Origin of the sequence: Streptomyces sp. NPDC056527 (genome assembly GCF_042794475.1) — a bacterium.
Taxonomy (GTDB): Bacteria; Actinomycetota; Actinomycetes; order Streptomycetales; family Streptomycetaceae; genus Streptomyces.
Genome location: NZ_JBHTTQ010000041.1, coordinates 1 through 18,557, shown reverse-complemented (window position 1 = coordinate 18,557; position 18,557 = coordinate 1). Strand labels below are relative to the sequence as shown.

General features: G+C 71.3%; 14 protein-coding genes. 6 read left to right on the top strand and 8 right to left on the bottom strand.

What is annotated here, in order from left to right; translation table 11 throughout:
- Nucleotides 1-61 precede the first annotated feature (61 nt).
- Nucleotides 62-514 carry an SRPBCC family protein gene (locus ACFQ7Q_RS20470; RefSeq protein WP_383557076.1) on the top strand — a complete coding sequence of 151 codons (453 nt, stop codon included), beginning with the start codon at nt 62-64 and terminating at the stop codon, nt 512-514.
- Here ACFQ7Q_RS20470 and ACFQ7Q_RS20465 read toward each other — a convergent pair whose 3' ends face one another.
- The 3 genes from ACFQ7Q_RS20465 to ACFQ7Q_RS20455 all read right to left on the bottom strand — a co-directional run bounded on the left by ACFQ7Q_RS20465 (nt 515) and on the right by ACFQ7Q_RS20455 (nt 5,260).
- Complete coding sequence (locus tag ACFQ7Q_RS20465; RefSeq protein WP_383557073.1) at nt 515-1,315, bottom strand: TIGR01458 family HAD-type hydrolase; 801 nt, start codon at nt 1,313-1,315, stop codon at nt 515-517.
- Nucleotides 1,316-1,530: 215 nt separating this feature from the next.
- Nucleotides 1,531-3,975, bottom strand: a complete 2,445-nt coding sequence (locus ACFQ7Q_RS20460; RefSeq protein WP_383557069.1) for a discoidin domain-containing protein — start codon at nt 3,973-3,975, stop codon at nt 1,531-1,533.
- 253 nt (nt 3,976-4,228) lie between these two features.
- The gene (locus tag ACFQ7Q_RS20455; protein ID WP_383557064.1) at nt 4,229-5,260 is read right to left on the bottom strand and encodes a LacI family DNA-binding transcriptional regulator; all 1,032 of its coding nucleotides are present in this window, start codon (nt 5,258-5,260) and stop codon (nt 4,229-4,231) included.
- 125 nt (nt 5,261-5,385) lie between these two features.
- Here ACFQ7Q_RS20455 and ACFQ7Q_RS20450 point away from each other — a divergent pair, with 125 nt between their 5' ends.
- Genes ACFQ7Q_RS20450 through ACFQ7Q_RS20430 form a run of 5 tightly spaced genes read left to right on the top strand, consistent with a single transcriptional unit; the run spans nt 5,386 to nt 12,882 of the window.
- A complete protein-coding gene (locus ACFQ7Q_RS20450; RefSeq protein ID WP_383557061.1) occupies nt 5,386-6,669 on the top strand; it encodes an ABC transporter substrate-binding protein in 1,284 nt (427 codons plus the stop codon).
- A gap of 57 nt (nt 6,670-6,726) precedes the next feature.
- On the top strand, nt 6,727-7,599 hold the full coding sequence (locus ACFQ7Q_RS20445) for a carbohydrate ABC transporter permease (protein ID WP_383557058.1): 873 nt from the start codon (nt 6,727-6,729) through the stop codon (nt 7,597-7,599).
- A 2-nt stretch (nt 7,600-7,601) separates the two neighbouring features.
- Nucleotides 7,602-8,465 carry a carbohydrate ABC transporter permease gene (locus ACFQ7Q_RS20440; RefSeq protein WP_383557055.1) on the top strand — a complete coding sequence of 288 codons (864 nt, stop codon included), beginning with the start codon at nt 7,602-7,604 and terminating at the stop codon, nt 8,463-8,465.
- Nucleotides 8,466-8,502: 37 nt separating this feature from the next.
- Nucleotides 8,503-9,783 (top strand): glycosyl hydrolase, encoded by a 1,281-nt coding sequence (locus ACFQ7Q_RS20435; RefSeq protein ID WP_383557052.1) that lies wholly within the window; start codon nt 8,503-8,505, stop codon nt 9,781-9,783.
- Between the two features lie 33 nt (nt 9,784-9,816).
- Entirely contained in the window at nt 9,817-12,882 is a 3,066-nt protein-coding gene (locus ACFQ7Q_RS20430; protein WP_383557049.1) for an alpha-mannosidase, read from the top strand.
- On the opposite strand, the gene ACFQ7Q_RS20425 is transcribed toward ACFQ7Q_RS20430, so the two are convergent.
- The 5 genes from ACFQ7Q_RS20425 to ACFQ7Q_RS20405 all read right to left on the bottom strand — a co-directional run bounded on the left by ACFQ7Q_RS20425 (nt 12,845) and on the right by ACFQ7Q_RS20405 (nt 18,495).
- A complete protein-coding gene (locus ACFQ7Q_RS20425; RefSeq protein WP_383557046.1) occupies nt 12,845-14,212 on the bottom strand; it encodes an MFS transporter in 1,368 nt (455 codons plus the stop codon). The two genes, ACFQ7Q_RS20430 and ACFQ7Q_RS20425, sit on opposite strands and share 38 nt — an antisense overlap.
- A 94-nt stretch (nt 14,213-14,306) precedes the next feature.
- The gene (locus ACFQ7Q_RS20420; RefSeq protein WP_383557043.1) at nt 14,307-14,666 is read right to left on the bottom strand and encodes an ArsR/SmtB family transcription factor; all 360 of its coding nucleotides are present in this window, start codon (nt 14,664-14,666) and stop codon (nt 14,307-14,309) included.
- A 75-nt stretch (nt 14,667-14,741) separates the two neighbouring features.
- Complete coding sequence (locus ACFQ7Q_RS20415; RefSeq protein WP_329123581.1) at nt 14,742-14,963, bottom strand: hypothetical protein; 222 nt, start codon at nt 14,961-14,963, stop codon at nt 14,742-14,744.
- A 254-nt stretch (nt 14,964-15,217) separates the two neighbouring features.
- Complete coding sequence (locus ACFQ7Q_RS20410; RefSeq protein ID WP_383557041.1) at nt 15,218-17,755, bottom strand: DUF4118 domain-containing protein; 2,538 nt, start codon at nt 17,753-17,755, stop codon at nt 15,218-15,220.
- A 53-nt stretch (nt 17,756-17,808) separates the two neighbouring features.
- Entirely contained in the window at nt 17,809-18,495 is a 687-nt protein-coding gene (locus tag ACFQ7Q_RS20405) for a response regulator (RefSeq protein ID WP_383557038.1), read from the bottom strand.
- Nucleotides 18,496-18,557 lie beyond the last annotated feature (62 nt).

Here is an 18,557-nt window from a genome sequence, read left to right as displayed (position 1 = left end):
ACCCGTGGGATCATTTGTATGAACCGACAACAGCCATGACGAAGACAGTCAAGAGGGCGAAATGTCTGCCATCAAGGAATCCATCGACATTTCCCGCAGCCCTGAGGAGGTCTTCACCTACGTGACCGACCCGACCCATCTGCCCGACTGGCAGGAGAGCGCCGTCTCGGTCCGTCTCCTGGGCTCCGGGCCCGTCGCCGTCGGCTCGAAGGTCGCCGTGACGCGCCGGATGGGGCGCCGTTCGATGGTCAGCATCATGCAGGTCATCGAGCTGGACCCACCGACGAGTTGGCATATCCACGGCATCGACGGACCGGTGCGCGGCGACGTCCAGGGCAGGATCGAGCCCATCGACGACGGCGAACACTCACGGGTGACGATCGCCCTCGACTTCGAGGGCCACGGCATCGGCAAGGCGCTGGTCCCGCTGGTCGTACGCCCGCACGTACGCAAGGAGATGCCCCGCAACGAGCAGACCCTCAAGGGCATTCTGGAGGCGGGAGCGGCTCGCTGATCATCCCGCGCGCATGCCGAGGAGTTCGGGCAGCTCCGGCAGGTCGGCGAAGGAGTCCAGCACGTGGTCCGGTTCGCCGTCCGCGGCCTCCTGTGTCTCGGGGAGGTACTTGCCGGTCCGGACCAGCACGCCGTTGATGCCGCATCGCTGGGCCGCGAGGACGTCGGACTCGATGTCGTCCCCCACCATGAGCGTCTCGCCCGCGTCGACGCCGAGGCGGGCGAGAGCGGTGGCGAAGAAGGTGGGCGAGGGTTTGCCGGTGATCTCCGCCTCGACGCCCGCGGCTCGCTCCAGCCCCAGGAGGAACGCTCCCGTGTCGAGGTCGAGCCCGTCGGCGGTACGCCAGTACAGGTTGCGGTGCATCGCCACGAGCAGCGCGCCGTCGCGTACGTGACGGAAGACGCGGTTGAGGGAGGCGTAGCCGAACGCGTCGCCCGCGCCACCGAGGACGACCACGTCGGGCGCCGGGCCGTCGGCGTCGACGAGCGTCAGGCCGCCGAGGTCGTCGGCGACGTCCCCGGTGTTGACCAGCAGCACGCGCGCCCCCGGATGGTGCTCGCGCAGATGGGCGGCGGTGGCGGCCGGCGCGGTGAGGATGTCGTCGACACCGACGGGAAAGCCCTCCCCCGCCAACCTCGCGGCCACGGATGCCCGGGTCCGCGAGGTGGTGTTGGTGACGAGCGCGAGCGGGACGTCGCCGGCGCGCAGCCGCTCCATGGCGGCGACGGCGCCTGGCAGCGCCTTCCAGGAGACGGTGAGCACGCCGTCGATGTCGATCAGTGCCGCTCGGATACGTGGCATGGGGAGGAGCCTCCACACATGCAGTCCCCGGTAGTCCGTCTCCGCACTCGGGCATCTCAGCCGTCGCTGATCGCCCTGAGATCCGGGAGGATCTGCCGGGGGCCTGGCCAGAGCCAGCGAGTGGGTCACGCGGGTCGGCGAACGTCTTCGCCGACGGGTGCGGCTCGCTCTGGTTTTCTGGTGTATTAGGGATTTTCCTCCTTATTTCCCCCTCGTCAAGACCCCCAGGCCTCGAACTCGTAGATCCGTGCGGCGGGATCGGTGGTCTGGGTGGGCCTGGTGATCTCCAGACGTACGTAGCGTGCCGCGGCGGCCACGGGGTGTGTGGTGGTGGCCGCCGTGTTGCCGGTGACGGTCGCCGCCGTGGTCCACGGGTCGGCGGTCGAGGCCCGGACCTTGAGGGTGAAGTCCCGGGTGTTCCAGGACGCGCTCTCGCCGCCGGAGGCCGCGTGCTTCAGCGTGAGGCGGTCCACCGAACGGACCGAACCGAGGTCGATCTCCAGCCACTTGGCGGTCGTGGTGGTGCACCACTTGTCGCCGTTGCCGCCGGAGACCGTGCCGTTGACGGCCTTGGCGGGTGTCTCGGTGCCGTTGCACTGGCCGGAGGCGGTCGCGGGGCGGTTCAGCGCGAGGTTGGACTCGGTCGTGCCGGACCAGCCGACGGTGGTGGTGGCGGCCGGCGAGCGGCCGTACTCGGTGGAGACGGCCTCGACGTCGAGCGTCGTGGTGGTCTCCGTGCCGGCTCGGTCGAGCTGCGGGACGAAGAGCGCGTCGTTGGGGGTGGCGCCGAGGAACGTACGGGTGCCGTCGGTGTTGCGACGGAACACCTCGTAGTGGTGCACGGAGCCCGCGGCCGAGGCCGTCCAGGACAGGCGCAGCGACTTGCGCGTGGGGCTCACGTCGGTGGTGCCGAGGACGGTGACCGCGGTCGGTGCGGCCGCCGTGTCCACGGCCCCGTCGTAGAGGGCGATCTGCCCGACCTTCACGTCGTACGAGGCGACGGACCCGGCGGCCTGCAGACCGATCTGGGCGACGGTCCGGCCGACGTGGGCGGACAGGTCGAGGGTCTTGCGCTCCCATCCGGTGGTGGCGTTGGAGCCGAGGTCGAGGGTGGTGAAGGTGGTCGGCGCGTCGGTGAAGGAGATCGCGGCCTTGAGACGGGTGGGTCCCGCGCCCGGGGTCTTCACGACGACGGACAGCTTGGTGTCGGCGGCGACCGGCAGCTTCGTCTGGTAGAGCCGGACGGTGTTCACGGCGTCGAGGGTGCCCGTCAGACGCAGCGAGGAGCCGCCCTCGTAGGCGTCGGTGAAGTCGATCGACGGGGTGAGCTTGGAGCCGGTGGAACCGACCAGCCAGCGGTAGGTCGGGGGGATGTCCTGGAGCGAGAGGTTGTTCCAGCCGGTCGACGCCACCCGTACGCCGTCGGAGTGGAAGAAGTCGCCCTGGCCCGCGCCGAACGAGGTGACGAAGGGCTTGTCGGTGACGGGTGAGGACTCGGGGACGTAGTGCGCGAGTCCCTTCCATGCCGACGTGGTCGTCGTGTCGGAGGGGTCGCCGTTGGCGCCGTCCCAGTAACGCGCCTCCCTGGCATGGGAGTCGGCACGGTTCGCCGACGAGGTGAAGGTCCACTCGGGCCGGTAGATGCCGAGGGAGGTGACGTGCGGCTGCCCGGCGGGGAAGACCGAGGCCCAGGGGACGGAGGTGCCGGAGCCGTTCGCCTCGGTGTCGATGCCGGAGTACAGCTCGTACTCGCTGCGACCCAGGCTCCGGGCGAGAGTGCGGGAGGAGCTCAGTCCCGAAGCGCTCCAGCCGAAGTCGAGGAACATCGAGTCGGAGGTCCGCAGCGAACCCTCCTGAAGGAAGGAGTCGTTGGCGGAGGTGAGCGAGTCCTGCCAGCTCACCGCCCCGGACTCGGTCATCGCGTCGTACCACATGAATTCGACCGGACCGAGGGAGCGGGCGTAGCGCATCTCGTTGCGCAGCTCGGTCGCGAGGGCCGCGTCGCCGCCCGCGGTCTCCTGGTTGATGAACCAGCCGTCGAAGCCGTAGTACTGCGCGACCTGCGCCAGCTTGTCCGCGACGGGGTAGGTGGATCCGGTCTTCTTCGCGAAGTCGCGTACCCACTGGATCTGGCCGCCGTAGGCGGTGGGCGGAAAGAAGACGGTGCCGTAGACCTTCACGCCGTTGCGGTGGGCGGCGTCGATGACGGTCGCGTTGGGGGCGAGGATCAGGCCCTCGCCGGCGGAGCCGCCCCAGAAGACCAGCTTGTCGATGTACTGCCAGTGGCCGAAGGCGTAGTAGTGCGGGTCGGTGGAGCCCTGGGAGGGGTTGTTCGAGGTGGGGCCGAAGGAGACCAGGGACGCGATCTTCCCTTCGCCGGAACGGGCGTTGGCGTTGGCCTTGAGCGCGGGGTCGGAGACGCGCGGCCGCAGGGGAACGCCGGAGCGGTTGAACCGCGCGTCGGGGTCGGTGGCCGGATCCCAGTCCAGGAGGGTGTTCGGGTGCCAGTACGAGGCGTAGGGCTGATCGCCCGCCGCCTGTGCCCGTACGGGGCTCTCGGCGGCGGCGCTCGCCGCGCTCGCGGCGGGAGTGAGGGGTGCGAAGCCGAGGAGGGCGGCGAAGAGCGCCGTGATCGGCAGAAGGGGCAGGTGTCGTCTCATCCGATACTCCGGTCCAGCGAAGGGTGGGGGTGCTGGGCGTACAGGAGGTACTGGTGGTGCGGATGACGCGTGACGGGTGGCGCGTGGGGCTCGGGCGTACGGAGCCGGACGCACGGCGCCGGGCGCGCTGTGCCCGGCGTGCTGTGCGGGCCGACCCGGCCCGGGACGTGCGGGGCCGGGCCGGCCGATGGCGTGGGGGCGATGTCCACGTGTGGTGCCACCGGCCCGTCTCGCCCCGGGAGGCTAAACGGCTTTAGTTCGCCGGGTCAAGAGCCGGTGGCGCGGTGCTCTCACGGACCGTCAGTCGCGGCGTCGGGTTCTTGACGTCCCGCGCCGCCGCCGGGTCGTCGACGAGGGCGAGCAGTTCCGTCGCGACCTGCTCGCCGAGGGCGAAGGTGTCGCGGGAGAGCGCGGTCAGGGCGGGGTGGACGATACGGGCGAGCGCGGAGTCGTCGAAGGAGACGATCGACAGTTCGCCGGGGACGGCCACGCCCATCTCGGCGGCCACGCCGAGCCCGGCGACCGCCATCACATCGCTGTCGTAGATGATCGCCGTCGGCCGCTGGGGCCGGGCGAGGAGCGCCCGGGTGGCGGCGGCGCCCTCCGCGTCGCTGAAGTCGGTGGGCAGCGACACCGCCTCGGTCAGACCGAGGCGCCGGGCACTGTCCCGTACGGCCCGGATGCGGCGCTGGGTGTGCTGGAAGGCCGGCAGACCGGCCAGATGCGCGATCCGACGGTGGCCGAGGGCCGCGAGGTAGTCGACGATCGACACCATCGCCTCGCGGTCGTCCGCCCAGACGCTGGGCAGGCTGCCGTGCCGGCCGGGACCGCCGATGACGGTCGTGGGGACACCGAGCTCCTCCAGGACGGGGATCCGGGGGTCGCGGACCTGGAGGTCGACCAGGACGAAGCCGTCCACCCGGTGCTCGGAGGTCCAGCGCCGGTAGACCTCGATCTCGGCCGCAGTGTCCTCGACGACCAGCAGGTTCAGCGCCGTGCCGCAGACCGAGAGTCCGGCCTGCAGTCCGCTCAGCAGATGGCCGAAGAACGGCTCCAGGCCGATGGTGCGGGCCGGCCGGGCGAGGACGAGGCCGACGGCGCCGGCCCGCGCCCCGCCGAGGGCGCGCGCGGCGCTGTGGGGCCGCCAGTTCATCTCCTCGGCCACCCGCAGGATGCGCTCCCGGGTCACCTCGCTCACTCCGGGCCTGCCGTTGAGCGCGAAGGACACCGCACCCTTGGACACCCCGGCCCGGCGGGCGATGTCGGCGATCGTCGGTCTGGCCACGCGGCGCCCCTTCGGTCCTCGCGCACTGTCTTGACAGCGGAGTGTAGCCGGAGCATAGTCCCCCATCGCTAGATCGGTTTAGTAACTCTGCATCCTCCGCCAGAACAGACCGGGAGACCTCTCACATGCGAACAAGCCACTGGGTGCGGGCGGCCGTTGCCGCGGTCGCCGCGGCCACGCTCGCCGGCTGCGGCCTCGGCGACCCGAACGGCTCCGACGACGCGGGCGCGGCGGCCGGCGGCGAGGTGAAGGGCAAGGTCTCGCTCCAGACCTGGGCCCTGAAGCCGAAGTTCACCGCGTACATGGAGGGCGTGATCGACGCCTTCGAGAAGAAGAACCCGGGCGTGGAGGTCGAATGGCTCGACCAGCCCGGCGAGGGCTACTCGGAGAAGGTGCTCAGCCAGGCGGCCGGCGGCACCCTCCCCGACGTGGTCAATCTGCCGCCGGACTTCGCTCTGCCGCTGGTGAAGCAGTCGATGCTGCTGGACGTGGCGAAGGCCGACCCGAAGCTGGACGCCGACTACGTCAAGGGCGGAACCGACGCCTACCGCTTCGCCGGACACGACGGCACGTACGGGTACCCCTGGTACCTCAACACCGACGTCAACTACTGGAACTCCGCGCTCCTCACCCAGTACGGGCTGGACCCGAAGAAGCCCCCGGCCTCCCTGGACGAGCTGATCACGGCGGCCAGGACCGTCAAGCAGAAGTCCGACGGCTCGGTCTACCTGATGAGCCGCAAGCCCGGCCTGATGGACTTCGCCAACGCCGGGGTGAAGCTCATGTCCGACGACGGCAGGCGCTTCACCTTCAACACCCCGCAGGCCGCCGCGGTCCTCGACACCTACCGCGCCGCCTTCAAGGAGGGGCTGCTGCCCAAGGACGTGCTGACCGAGACGTACGCGGGCAACACCAAGCTGTTCAGCTCCGGCACCGCCGCCTGGACCACCGCCGGCGGCAACTACATCACCTCGCTGGCCACCGACAACCCGAGCCTCGCCCCCAAGGTGGTCTCCTCCCCCGCCATCGGCACCCCGCCGCTGTACGTCCAGGGCCTCTCGGTCTCGAAGGGCACCAAGAACCGGGCCACCGCGCTGGCGCTCGCCCGCTGGGTGACCAACGCCGAGAACCAGGCCGCGTTCGCCCACCTCACGAGCATCTTCCCCTCGACGAAGGCCTCGGCCTCGGACCCCTTCTTCAGCAAGAGCGACGGAACCAACGCCGGCGATGCGAAGGTCACGGCCTTCGCCTCGCTCGCACAGGCCACGATGCTGGAGCCCGTCCAGGCGAACGACGCGATCAAAACGGTCGTCAACCAGCAGATCGCCCTCGCCCTGAGCGGCCAGGCCGGATCCAAGGAGGCCCTGGACACCGCGGTCGCCCGCGCCGACCAGCTGCTGAAGGACTGATCCGGCGAGCGGCGCCGCCTTCCCCCGGCGCCGCTCCCCCTTCCCGGAAGGCACCCCATGACTCACCGGCGCTGGTTCACCCCGTGGCTGCTCGCCGGGCCGGCCGTGGTCTGGCTCGTCGTCTTCAACCTGTGGCCCGCCCTCAACACGGTGATCCTGTCGTTCACCAACGCCAAGCCACTGGGCGGCGGCCACTTCACCGGCCTCGCCAACTACGAACGCGCGCTGACCGACGAGCAGTTGATCGACGCGCTGATCAACAGCATCGTCTATCTGCTCGTCTGTCTGCCACTGCTCACCCTGCTGCCACTGCTCCTCGCGCTCCTCGTGGAGAAGAAGCTCCCGGGCATCACCTTCTTCCGTACCGCCTTCTACACCCCGGTCGTCGCCTCCGCCGTCGTGGTCGCGCTGATCTGGGGGTGGGTCCTGGACGACCGCGGTCTGATCAACGGTCTGCTCGGACAGCTCGGCCTCGCCGACCGGCCCGTCGACTTCCTCACCGACCGCTGGCTGCTGCTCTTCAGCGCCATCGGACTCACGGTCTGGAAGGGGCTCGGCTACTACATGGTCATCTACCTGTCCGCGCTCGGGAACGTCGGCCGCGAGCTGCACGAGGCCGCGGCCGTCGACGGGGCCTCCGCCGTGCGCCGGTTCTGGCACGTCACCCTGCCCGGGGTGCGGACCACGATGATGCTGGTCTCCGTCCTGATCTCGGTCTCCGCCCTGCGGGTCTTCTCGGAGCTGTACGTCCTGTCCAACGGCACCGGCGGCCCCGGCGGTCGCGACATGTCGGTGGTGATGCTCATCCAGATGTACAGCCGCGGCTTCACCGGGCACATCGGCTACGCCTCCGCCCTCAGCCTGCTGCTCTTCGTCATCACCATCGGCCCGATGCTGCTCCTGGCCCGGCTCAACCGGAAGGCGGCCTGACCATGCCCGCGCAAGGATCACAGGGATCACGGGGATTCTCCACGCCCGCCCCGGCCGCGAAGGCGGCCCGCTATCTGCTCCTGACCGTGGTCCTGCTGCTCACGATCGGCCCGTTCCTGTGGCAGCTCTCCACCTCGCTGAAGGGGCCGGGCGAGGACGTGTACTCCCGTACGCCGGACTTCCTGCCGCGGGACTGGACGCTCTCCAACTACGCCCAGGTCGCCGACACCATCCCGGTGTGGACGTACGCCGTCAACTCGCTGACGGTGGCGGCGATCGCCGTGGCCGGCAACGTCGTGGGCGCCACCCTCGCCGGTTACGCGCTGTCCCGGCTGCGGTTCCGCGGGGCGCGCCTCGTGCTCGGCCTCTTCCTCGCCACGCTGGTGCTCCCCGGCGAGGTCACGATCGTCTCGCAGTACGTGACGGTCCGGAGCATGGGCCTGACGGACACCCTGCTCGGGGTGGCGCTGCCCGGGGCGATCGCCATGCTCAACGTGCTGCTGATGTACACCGCGTTCCAGGCCGTGCCGCCCGAACTCGACGCGGCGGCGCTCGTGGACGGCGCCACCGTGTGGCAGCGCCTCATCCATGTGGGCCTGCCGAACGTACGGGGGATGCTGAGCGTCGTCGTGATCTTCACCTTCATCGGCGCCTGGGACGACTTCCTGTGGCCGCTCATCGTCCTCAACGACCCCGAGCACTACACCCTGACCGTCGGGCTGCAGTACCTCGACGGCACGTTCACCGCCAACCCCCGGCTGATCGCGGCCGGCACCATGATCGCCTTCCTGCCGATCGTGGCCGTGTTCGCCGCGCTCCAGCGGTTCTTCTTCAAGGGCGTCGAGGAAGGCGCCATCAAGGGATGACCTCCGCACCGGACTCGGGAAGGAATCGACACCGCGCATGACCACCCCCCAGGACCTCCCTGCCGAGCATGGCCGCGCCCCTCGCTTCGGCGTCAACTACACCCCCAGCGAGGGCTGGTTCCACCACTGGCTCGACTTCGACCTCGACGCCGTCCGCGCCGACCTGGACTCCATCGCCGCCCTCGGCCTCGATCACGTCCGGGTCTTCCCGTTGTGGCCCGTCTTCCAGCCCAACCGCACACTGATCCGCCCACGCGCCGTCGAGCTGTTGGTGGGGCTCGTCGACGCGGCGGCCGAGCGCGGACTCGACGTGGCCGTCGACGGACTGCAGGGCCATCTGTCCAGCTTCGACTTCCGGCCCTCGTGGACCCTGACCTGGCACCGGCGCAACATGTTCACCGACCCCGATGTGCTCGACGGCCAGGCCGCCTATCTGCGCACCCTCGCCTCGGCGCTGGCCGACCGGCCCACCTTCCTCGGCATGACCCTCGGCAACGAGATCAACCAGTTCTCCGGCGATCCGCACCCCGACCCGGACCGGATCACGCCGGGTGAGGCGGAGAGCTGGCTGCGTCACATGCTGGCCGCCTGCGAGCGGGGAGCGCCGGGCCGGCTGCATCTGCACGCGGAGTACGACGCCGCCTGGTACCTCGACGACCATCCGTTCACGCCGGCACAGGCGGCCAGGATCGGCGCGGTGACGGCCGTGCACTCCTGGGTCTTCAACGGGACCGCGCAGCGCTACGGCCCTGACTCGGTCGCGACGGGACAACACGCCGCGTACCTCGTGGAGTTGTCGAAGGCATGGGCCGACGACCCGGGGCGGCCGGTGTGGCTGCAGGAGGTCGGCGCGCCCGCCCCGCACATCGCCGCCGACCGGGCCGCCGCCTTCACCCGTACGACGGTGGAGGCCGCGCTCGACTGCCAGGACCTCTGGGGCATCACCTGGTGGTGCTCCCACGACGTGGACCGCTCGCTCGCCGACTTCCCGGAACTGGAGTACAGCCTGGGTCTGTTGACCACCGAGCGCGCGGTCAAGCCGGCCGGGCGGGCGCTCGCCGAGGCCGTGGCGGAGGCCCGGGCGCGTGCTCACCGTCCCCGGCCGCGCTCCACGGCCCTGGTCCTCGACCTTCCCGACGACGCGCCGAAGCGTTCGACGTGCGCCCCCGGCGGGGCGTTCTTCGAGGCGTTCATGCGGCTGGCCGCGGACGGCGCGCGGCCGACCACCGTACTGGCGTCGCGGGCGTCGGACCGCGATCATCTCACCGCACGCGGGATCACCGAGACGGTCACCGTCGACGACGTCGGCCGGGACTGACCACCACCCTCTCTACGTGATGGAGCGACTGCCATGCATGACGACCGCACCCTGATCGAGTCCCGGCTCCGGCGCGTCCTCGACGAGCGCATCCGGCCGGCGATCCACCCGGAGTCGGTGCCTCTGGAGGTGGGGATCTGGACGGCGCCCGACGAACCGGTGCCGGTGGCGGAGGGGATCGCCGCCCCGCGGATCCCGATCGCCGTCGGCGACGCCTGGGGAGCGCCCTGGGGTACGAGCTGGCTCACCGTCTCCGGCACGGTTCCGGCGGGCTGGGCGGGCCGGACGGTCGAGGCGCTGATCGACCTCGGCTTCGACGCGAACATGCCCGGGTTCCAGTGCGAGGGCCTGGTCTACCGGCCGGACGGTTCGCCGGTGAAGGGGCTCAACCCGCGCAACCAGTGGGTCAGGATCGCCGCCCCGGCCGCGGGTGGCGAGGAGGTGCTGCTGCACGTCGAGGCGGCGTCCAACCCGGTGATCCTCGACTACCACCCCTTCCTGCCGACCGAGCTCGGCGACAAGGAGACGGCGGGCGACCGGCCGCAGTACCGGCTGGAGCGGATGGATCTGGCCGTCTTCGACGAGACCGTGTGGCAGCTGGTGATCGATCTGGAGGTGCTCGGCGAGCTGATGGCGGAGCTGCCCGTGGAGGGCGCCCGTCGCTGGGACATCCTGAGGGCGATCGACCGGGCCCTGGACGCGATCGACCTCCAGGACGTCAACGGGACCGCGGCGGCCGCCCGCGAGCGGCTGGTCGCGGTGCTGTCGTCGCCGGCCGAGCCGTCGGCGCACCGGATCAGCGCGGTCGGACACGCCCACATCGACTCGGCCTGGCTGTGGCCGCTGCGCGAGACGGTACGCAAGGTGGCGCGGACCACCGCCAACATGACGGCGCTCCTGGAGGACGAGCCGGACTTCGTCTACACGATGTCGCAGGCGCAGCAGTACGCGTGGATCAAGGAGCACCGGCCGGAGGTGTACGCGCGGGTCAAGAAGGCGGTCGCGGAGGGCCGGTTCGTGCCGGCCGGGGGCATGTGGGTGGAGTCGGACACGAACATGCCGGGCTCGGAGGCGATGGCCCGTCAGTTCGTCCACGGGAAGCGGTTCTTCCTCGACGAGTTCGGCGTCGAGAACGAGGAGGCGTGGCTGCCGGACACCTTCGGCTTCGCGGGCGGGCTGCCCCAGATCATCAAGGCGGCCGGGTCCAAGTGGCTGCTGACGCAGAAGATCTCGTGGAGCCAGGTCAACACCTTCCCTCACCACACGTTCTCGTGGGAGGGCATCGACGGGACGCGGATCTTCACGCACTTCCCGCCGATCGACACGTACAACTGCTCGATGAAGGGCAAGGAGATCGCCCATGCCGTCCGCAACTTCAAGGACAAGGGGCGGGCGCGGCACTCGATCGCGCCGACCGGCTGGGGCGACGGGGGCGGCGGCACCACGCGCGAGATGATCGCGAAGGCGGCGCGGCTGCGGGATCTGGAGGGATCGGCGCGGGTGCGCTGGGAGCGGCCCGCGGAGTTCTTCGCGAAGGCCGAGGCCGAGTATCCGCATCCACCGGTCTGGGTGGGCGAGTTGTACCTGGAGCTGCACCGGGCGACGCTGACGAGCCAGGCGCGGACCAAGCAGGGCAACCGGGCGAGCGAGAACCTGCTGCGCGAGGCGGAGCTGTGGGCGGCCACCGCCTCGGTGCGGACCGGAGTGCCGTATCCGTACGAGGCGTTGGACAGGATCTGGAAGACGGTGCTGCTGCACCAGTTCCACGACATCCTGCCCGGCTCCTCGATCGCGTGGGTCCACCGCGAGGCGGAGCGGACGTACGCGGCGGTCGCCGAGGAGCTGAACGGGATCATCGATCGGGCCCAGCGGGCGCTGGCCGGTGACGCGGCGGGCGACGGCGAGGTGGTCTTCAACGCGGCTCCGCACGAGCGGGCGGGCGTTCCGGCGGGCGGGGGTCGCAGGGCCGTCCTCTTGGCGGACGGCTCCCCCGGCGAGTGCACGGTGGAAGCCCGGCCCGGCGGCGGGTTCGTGCTCGCGAACGGGCTGCTGCGGGTGGTCGTGGACGAGCGCGGCCTGGTCGTGTCGGTGGTCGATCTCGCCGACGGGCGGGAGACCGTCGCGCCGGGCGCGGCCGCGAACCTCCTCCAGATCCACCCCGACTTCCCGAACATGTGGGACGCCTGGGACGTCGACCAGTTCTACCGCAACACCGTGACCGATCTGACCGACGCGGACGAGGTGGCCGTGGCCATGCAGACGGGGCGGGCCGTCTCGGTGCGGGTGACGCGCTCCTTCGGCTCCTCCCGTGCCGTCCAGACGCTGACGCTGGCCTCAGGGGCGAAGCGGCTCGATCTGGAGACCGAGGTCGACTGGCACGAGACGGAGAAGTTCCTCAAGGCCGCCTTCCCGCTGGACCTGCACACCGACCGGTACGCCGCCGAGACCCAGTTCGGCCATCTGCACCGCCCGACGCACACCAACACCAGCTGGGAGGCGGCCAAGTTCGAGGCGTGCAACCACCGCTTCGTCCACTTCGAGGAGCCCGGTTGGGGCGTCGCGCTGGTGACGGCGTCGACCTACGGGCACGACGTCACCCGTGCCGTACGGCCCGAGGACGGCGGCACCACGACGACGGTACGGGTGTCCCTGCTGCGCGCCCCGCGCTTCCCGGACCCGCACACCGACCAGGGTCCGCACCGCTTCCGCCACGCGCTGGTGCCCGGTGCGTCCGTCGGGGACGCGGTCCGTGAGGGCTACCGGGTCAATCTGCCGGAGCGCCGGGTTCCCGGGGACGCGGACGTGGTCCCGCTGGTCGCCGTGGACGACGACTCCGTCGTGGTCAGCGCGGTGAAGCTGGCCGACGACCGCACCGGCGACGTGGTCGTCCGGGTCTACGAGTCGCGGGGCGGCCGGGCCCGCGCCCGGCTCACCACCGAGCTCGGCCTCGACGGGGTCGCGGTGTGCGACCTGCTGGAGCGTCCGCTGGACGACGTGCCGGCCGGCGCGGTCGCCGTGACGGACGGCGCGGTCGAACTCGCCCTGCGCCCCTTCCAGCTGCTCACGCTGCGTTTCGCGGTCCCTGGGACGGCGCGGTGAGCACGGGGGCGGGCCAGCGGGGGTGGAGGGCGTCTATGCGGTAGTCGTGGGCGTGGCGTCGGCCCGTACCGGCCAGGTGCGGATGGTCCGGCGCCAGCTCGGCGTGGACGTGTTCCAGCTCGGCCGGGTCGGTGCGCGGCCAGAGCCGGACGGCGGCGACGGCCGCGAGGAGGGCGACGGCGCCCAGTGCGCCGGCCGCGAGCGGGAGGCCGGCGTGCGCGGCCGTCCAGCCGGCGAGGGGGTAGGTGAGCAGCCAGCAGCCGTGGGCGAGGGAGAACCGGGCGGCGAAGACGGCGGGCAGGTCTCCGCCACCCGCCGAGCGGCGCAGCAGCCGCCCGCCGGGGGTCAGGACCGCCGAGCAGGCCGCCCCGAGCAGCAGCCAGGCGGCGAGCAGGGCCGGCCAGGACCAGGTGCCGGGGCTCGCCGCCAGGCCGGCCGGAAGGAGGGCCAGCACCCCGGCCGTCACGAAGGCGGCGGGGAGCAGCACCGCGCGGTCGCCCACCCGGTCCAGGAGCCGTGGCAGCAGCAGCGCCACGGCCATGGAGCCCGCTCCGTACGCGCCGAGGGCGAGGGCGACGTCGCCGGCCGGGCGGCCCAGGACCTCGCGCACGAGCACGACGGTGTTGACGAGGACCATCGCACCGCCCGCGGCGACCACCAGGTCGAGCGCGAGGAGGGCCCGCAGCCGCGGGGTGGCGAGGAAGAGCCGGGTGCCGTAGGCCGCCTTGGCGTACACGCCGCCGGTCCGCTCCACCGGGTCGGGTTTCGGCAGCAGGACCGAGGCGACCAGGGCGGCGGAGCCGAGGAAGCCGGCGGCGGTGCCGGTGAAGAGCAGTCCGGAGGGGACGAGGGTCAGCAGGGCGGCGGCGAGAGCGGGGCTGAAGAGGTTCTCCAGGTCGTAGGCGAGCCGGGAGAGCGACAGGGCGCGGGTGTAGTCGCGCTCGTCCGGCAGGACGTCGGGGACGGTGGCCTGGAAGGTCGGGGTGAAGGCGGCCGAGGCGGCTTGGAGCAGCAGGATCAGGACGTAGATCTGCCAGACCTCGGTGACGAAGGGCAGCGCCAGGGCGGCCGCGGCGCGGGTGAGGTCCATGGCGACCAGCAGTGCGCGCCGGGATATGCGATCGGCCACCGCGCTGATGAGCGGGGCGATGGCCACGTACGCGACCATCTTGATCGCGAGGGCGGTCCCGAGGACGGCGGAGGCGTCGGCGCCCGCGAGGTCGTACGCGAGCAGGCTCAGCGCGACCGTCGCGAGTCCCGTGCCGGCGAGGGCGACGACCTGGGCGGTGAACAGACGGCGGTAGATGCGGTTGCGCAGCACGGACAGCATGAGGCACGCCCTCGTTCGGCTACCGGATGCTCACCACCGTAGCCGACATGTGCATGGTTGCGCACATGTTGAATCCATAACCGAGGGCGGCCGGTCAGTCGTGCCAGGGCTCCCCCGTCACCTGGTGATCGGCATGACTGATCGCTTCGACCACGAGACGCCGCATATGTCCGTCCGGGAGCGTGTACACGACCCGCCGGCCGTCCTTGCGGTGCTGGACGAGTCCGCCGAGCCGGAGCTTGGCCAGATGCTGACTCACCGCGGGCCGGGCCGCGCCGCACGCCTCGGCGAGGGCGCCGACGTCCGACTCGCCACGCGTCAGGAGCCACACCAGATGCAGGCGGGTCGGGTCCGCGAGCAGCGCGAACACACCGGCCGCGGCGGCGAGCTCGCGAGCGCCGGGGGTGCGCTGGTGCACAACACTCGCTGTTGAGGGTCCCTCGCGTTCTGGCATGGGGCCATCGTAGGCACGGCAAAGAGATCCGCCCCCGGCGCGAGGCACCGGGGGCGGATCCGAGGAAGCGAGCGGTCAGAGCTTGTGCATCCCCTTGTACGGGCTGAGGACGCGGACCTGGGTGGCTCCGAAGTCGACGAGAAGCGCACCCGTCGGCTCCTGGCCAATGATCTTCCCGAGGCCGTGACGATCGTGGGAGACGCGGTCACCGACAGCGAACTCCTTGATCACGGGATCGACGGGAGCCGCGAAGGGGCTGGTGGACAGGTGGCGCCGGGGCGCGGATCGGTTCGTCATCGTGATGCCAGTATGCCCCGCCAGATGACCCCCGCACAGACTCGAGAGCCCGCCCGGTGTGCGGCTCGCGCGTCCCGTGAGCCCCCCGCGGGGCACCTCCCGCCTCAAGTACGCCGATTTCGGGGCCGGTTCGACGGGTGGCGGCCGCTTCGCCGCGGCAGTCGAACGGATTGTCCCGGTCCGCTGCCGCCTGTACATCGGGGGCACCCATGTCGACACGGTGGCGGGAGGGCCCGGGGGCGGTCGGGAACGGGTCAGGTCGTCGTCGCCGGGGGTTCCGCGCCCGGCGGCGGGAGGCCGTCCGCCTTCCGGAGGGCGACGGTCATCGTGAGTCCGCCGCCGGGGGTGTCCTCGGCCGTCACGGTGCCGCCCATGGCCTCGACGAAGCCACGGGCGACGGCGAGTCCGAGGCCCACGCCGGCCCCGCGCGGCGCGTCGCCGTGGCGCTGGAACGCGCCGAAGATCCGGTCCTTGGCCGCGTCGGGGACGCCCGGGCCGCGGTCCACGACCCGGAGTTCGACCCGGTCCGCGAGCACGCTCGCCGCCACGAGGACGGATGCGCCCTCGGGGCTGTACTTGACCGCGTTCTCGACGATGTTGGCGACCGCCCGCTCCAGCAGGCCGCGGTCGACGGCGACCATCGGGAGGGTCTCGGGGATGTCCAGCTCCACGCTGTCCTCGTCCACCCCCACCAGCGCCATCGGGACGACCTCGTCGAGGTCGGTCTCGCGGACGACCGCGGTCACCGTCCCGGTCTCCAGCCGGGAGACGTCCAGCAGATTGCCGACGAGATGGTCCAGCCGGTCGGCGCCCTCCTCGATGCCCTCCAGGAGCTCGGCGCGGTCCTGCGCGGACCATTCGACGTCGTCGGCCCTGAGGGAGCTCACCGACGCCTTGATTCCGGCGAGCGGGGTACGGAGGTCATGGCTGACGGCCGCGAGCAGGGACGTACGGATCTTGTTGCCTTCTGCCAGCTTGCGGGCCTCCTCGGCCTCGCCGACGAGCCGCTGCCGGTCCAGCACCACCGCGGCCTGCGCCGCGAACGCGCCCAGCACCCGCCGGTCCTCCGCCGGCAGCACCCGACCGGTCAGGGCGAGTGCCAGATGCTCGCCGACGGGCATGTCCACGTCCGCGTCCTCGGGTCGGCCCGCCGGCCGGGGGCCGACCAGGGCGACACAGGCCCAGGGATCGGTCTCCTCACGGCGTTCCAGCAGGGCGACGGACTCCATGGCGAAGGTCTCCCTGACCCGTTCCAGCAGGGACTCCAGGCTCGTCTCGCCGCGCAGCACGCTGCCCGCGAGGAAGGAGAGCGTCTCGGCCTCGGCCCGCAGCCGGGCCGCCTGATGGGTGCGGCGGGCCGCCAGGTCCACCACGGAGGCGACGGAGATCGCCACGCCCACGAAGACGACCAGGGCGACCAGGTTCTTCGGGTCGGAGATCGTGAGCTCGTGGATCGGCGGGGTGAAGTAGTAGTTCAGCAGCACCGAGCCCACGGCCGCCGAGGCGAGCGCGGGCCGCAGCCCGCCCAGCAGGGCGGCGGCGACGGTGAGCGTGAGGAAGAGCAGGACGTCGTTGGCGAGGCCGAGGTCGGGGGCGGCCCCCAGGAGCAGGGTGAGCAGACCGGGTCCGACGATGCCGGTGAGCCAGCCCCAGATGGTCCGGGAGCGGCCGAGGCGGGCACCGCGGGCGACGGGCAGTCCACGGCCCTTCGCCGCCTCGTCGTGGGTGACGATGTGGACGTCGAGGTCGGGCCCCGACTCACGGGCGACCGTGGCGCTGACGCCAGGGCTGAAGGCGTACTGCCAGGAACGCCGACGGCTCACTCCCAGCACGATCTGCGTGGCGTTGACCCCGCGGGCGAATTCGAGCAGTCCGGAGGAGATGTCGTCGCCGATGACGTGATGGAACGTACCGCCGAGGTCCTCGACGAGCGTGCGCTGGACGGCGAGTTCCTTGGGTGACGCGGAGGTCAGGCCGTCGCTGCGGGCGATGTAGACGGCGAGGACCTCACCGCCGGCGCCCTTCTCGGCCAGCCGGGTGGCCCGCCGGATCAGGGTGCGGCCTTCGGGGCCGCCGGTGAGGCCGACGACGATCCGCTCGCGGGAGCCCCAGATCTTCGAGACGCGGTGCTCGGTCCGGTACTCCTGGAGGTACTCGTCGACCCGGTCGGCGGTCCAGAGCAGCGCGAGCTCGCGCAGTGCCGTCAGGTTGCCGGGACGGAAGTAGTTGGAGAGGGCCGCGTCGACCTTGTCCGGCTTGTAGATGTTGCCGTGGGCCATGCGGCGGCGCAGGGCCTGCGGCGACATGTCGACGAGCTCGATCTGGTCGGCGCGGCGGACGACCTCGTCCGGGACCGTCTCCTTCTGCCGTACGCCCGTGATGGACTCGACGACGTCGCCGAGCGATTCGAGGTGCTGGATGTTGACCGTGGAGACGACGTCGATGCCCGCGGCGAGCAGCTCCTCGATGTCCTGCCAGCGCTTGGAGTTCCGCGAGCCGGGGACGTTGGTGTGCGGTAGCTCGTCCACGAGCGCGACGGCGGGGCGGCGGGCCAGGACCGCGTCCACGTCCATCTCGGTGAAGGTGGTGTCGCGGTAGGCGAGTGTGCGGCGCGTGATCTGTTCCAGGCCGTGCAGCATGACCTCCGTACGCGGACGGTCGTGATGCTCGACGAAGGCGACGACGCAGTCCGTACCGCGCTCGACCCTCCGATGGCCTTCGGAGAGCATGGCGTACGTCTTGCCGACGCCCGGCGCCGCGCCGAGGTAGATCCGGAGCTTTCCGCGTCCCATGATGGTGTGATGCCGTTTCTTCGAGGAGGCAGCCGGGGCGTGATCGGACGGGTTCACGCCTCGAAGCGATAGCCCATGCCTGGTTCGGTGATCAGATGACGTGGGTGCGAGGGGTCGCGTTCGAGCTTGCGCCGCAACTGGGCCATGTAGACCCGGAGATAGTTGGTCCTGCCTCCGTAGCCGGGCCCCCACACCTCCTGGAGCAGTCGGCGCCGGCTCACGGACTTCCCGGGGTTGCGGATCAGGATCTCCAGCAGATGCCATTCCGTCGGCGTCAGCCGTACGTCGCGGTCCGCGCGCCGGACCTTCATCGCCACCAGGTCGACGGTGAACTCCTCGGTCGTGATCAGGTGGTCGGTGTGCGGGACCGGCGGTGGCTCCTCCGTGCGGCGGGTCGCGGCCCGCAGGCGGGCCAGCAGCTCGTCCATGCTGAACGGCTTGGTCATGTAGTCGTCGGCGCCCGCGTCGAGCGCGCGGATCTTGTCCTCGGAACCGCTGCGGGCGGAGAGCACCAGGACCGGGGAACGGCTCCGGCCCCGGAGGGCCCTGATGACGTCGATGCCGTCCATGTCGGGCAGTCCGAGATCGAGCAGGATCATGTCCGGTCGTCCGGCGGCGAGGAGCCTCAGTGCGGTGGCACCGTCGGGTGCCGCGTCCACCTCGTACCTGCGCGCCTGCAGATTGATCACCAGCGCACGGGCGAGCTGCGCGTCGTCCTCCACGACAAGCACCCGGGTCATCGGCGCGCTGCCTTCCTCTTGTCTTCCCCTGTACGGCGGGAGTCGGCGGGCCGGTACGTTCC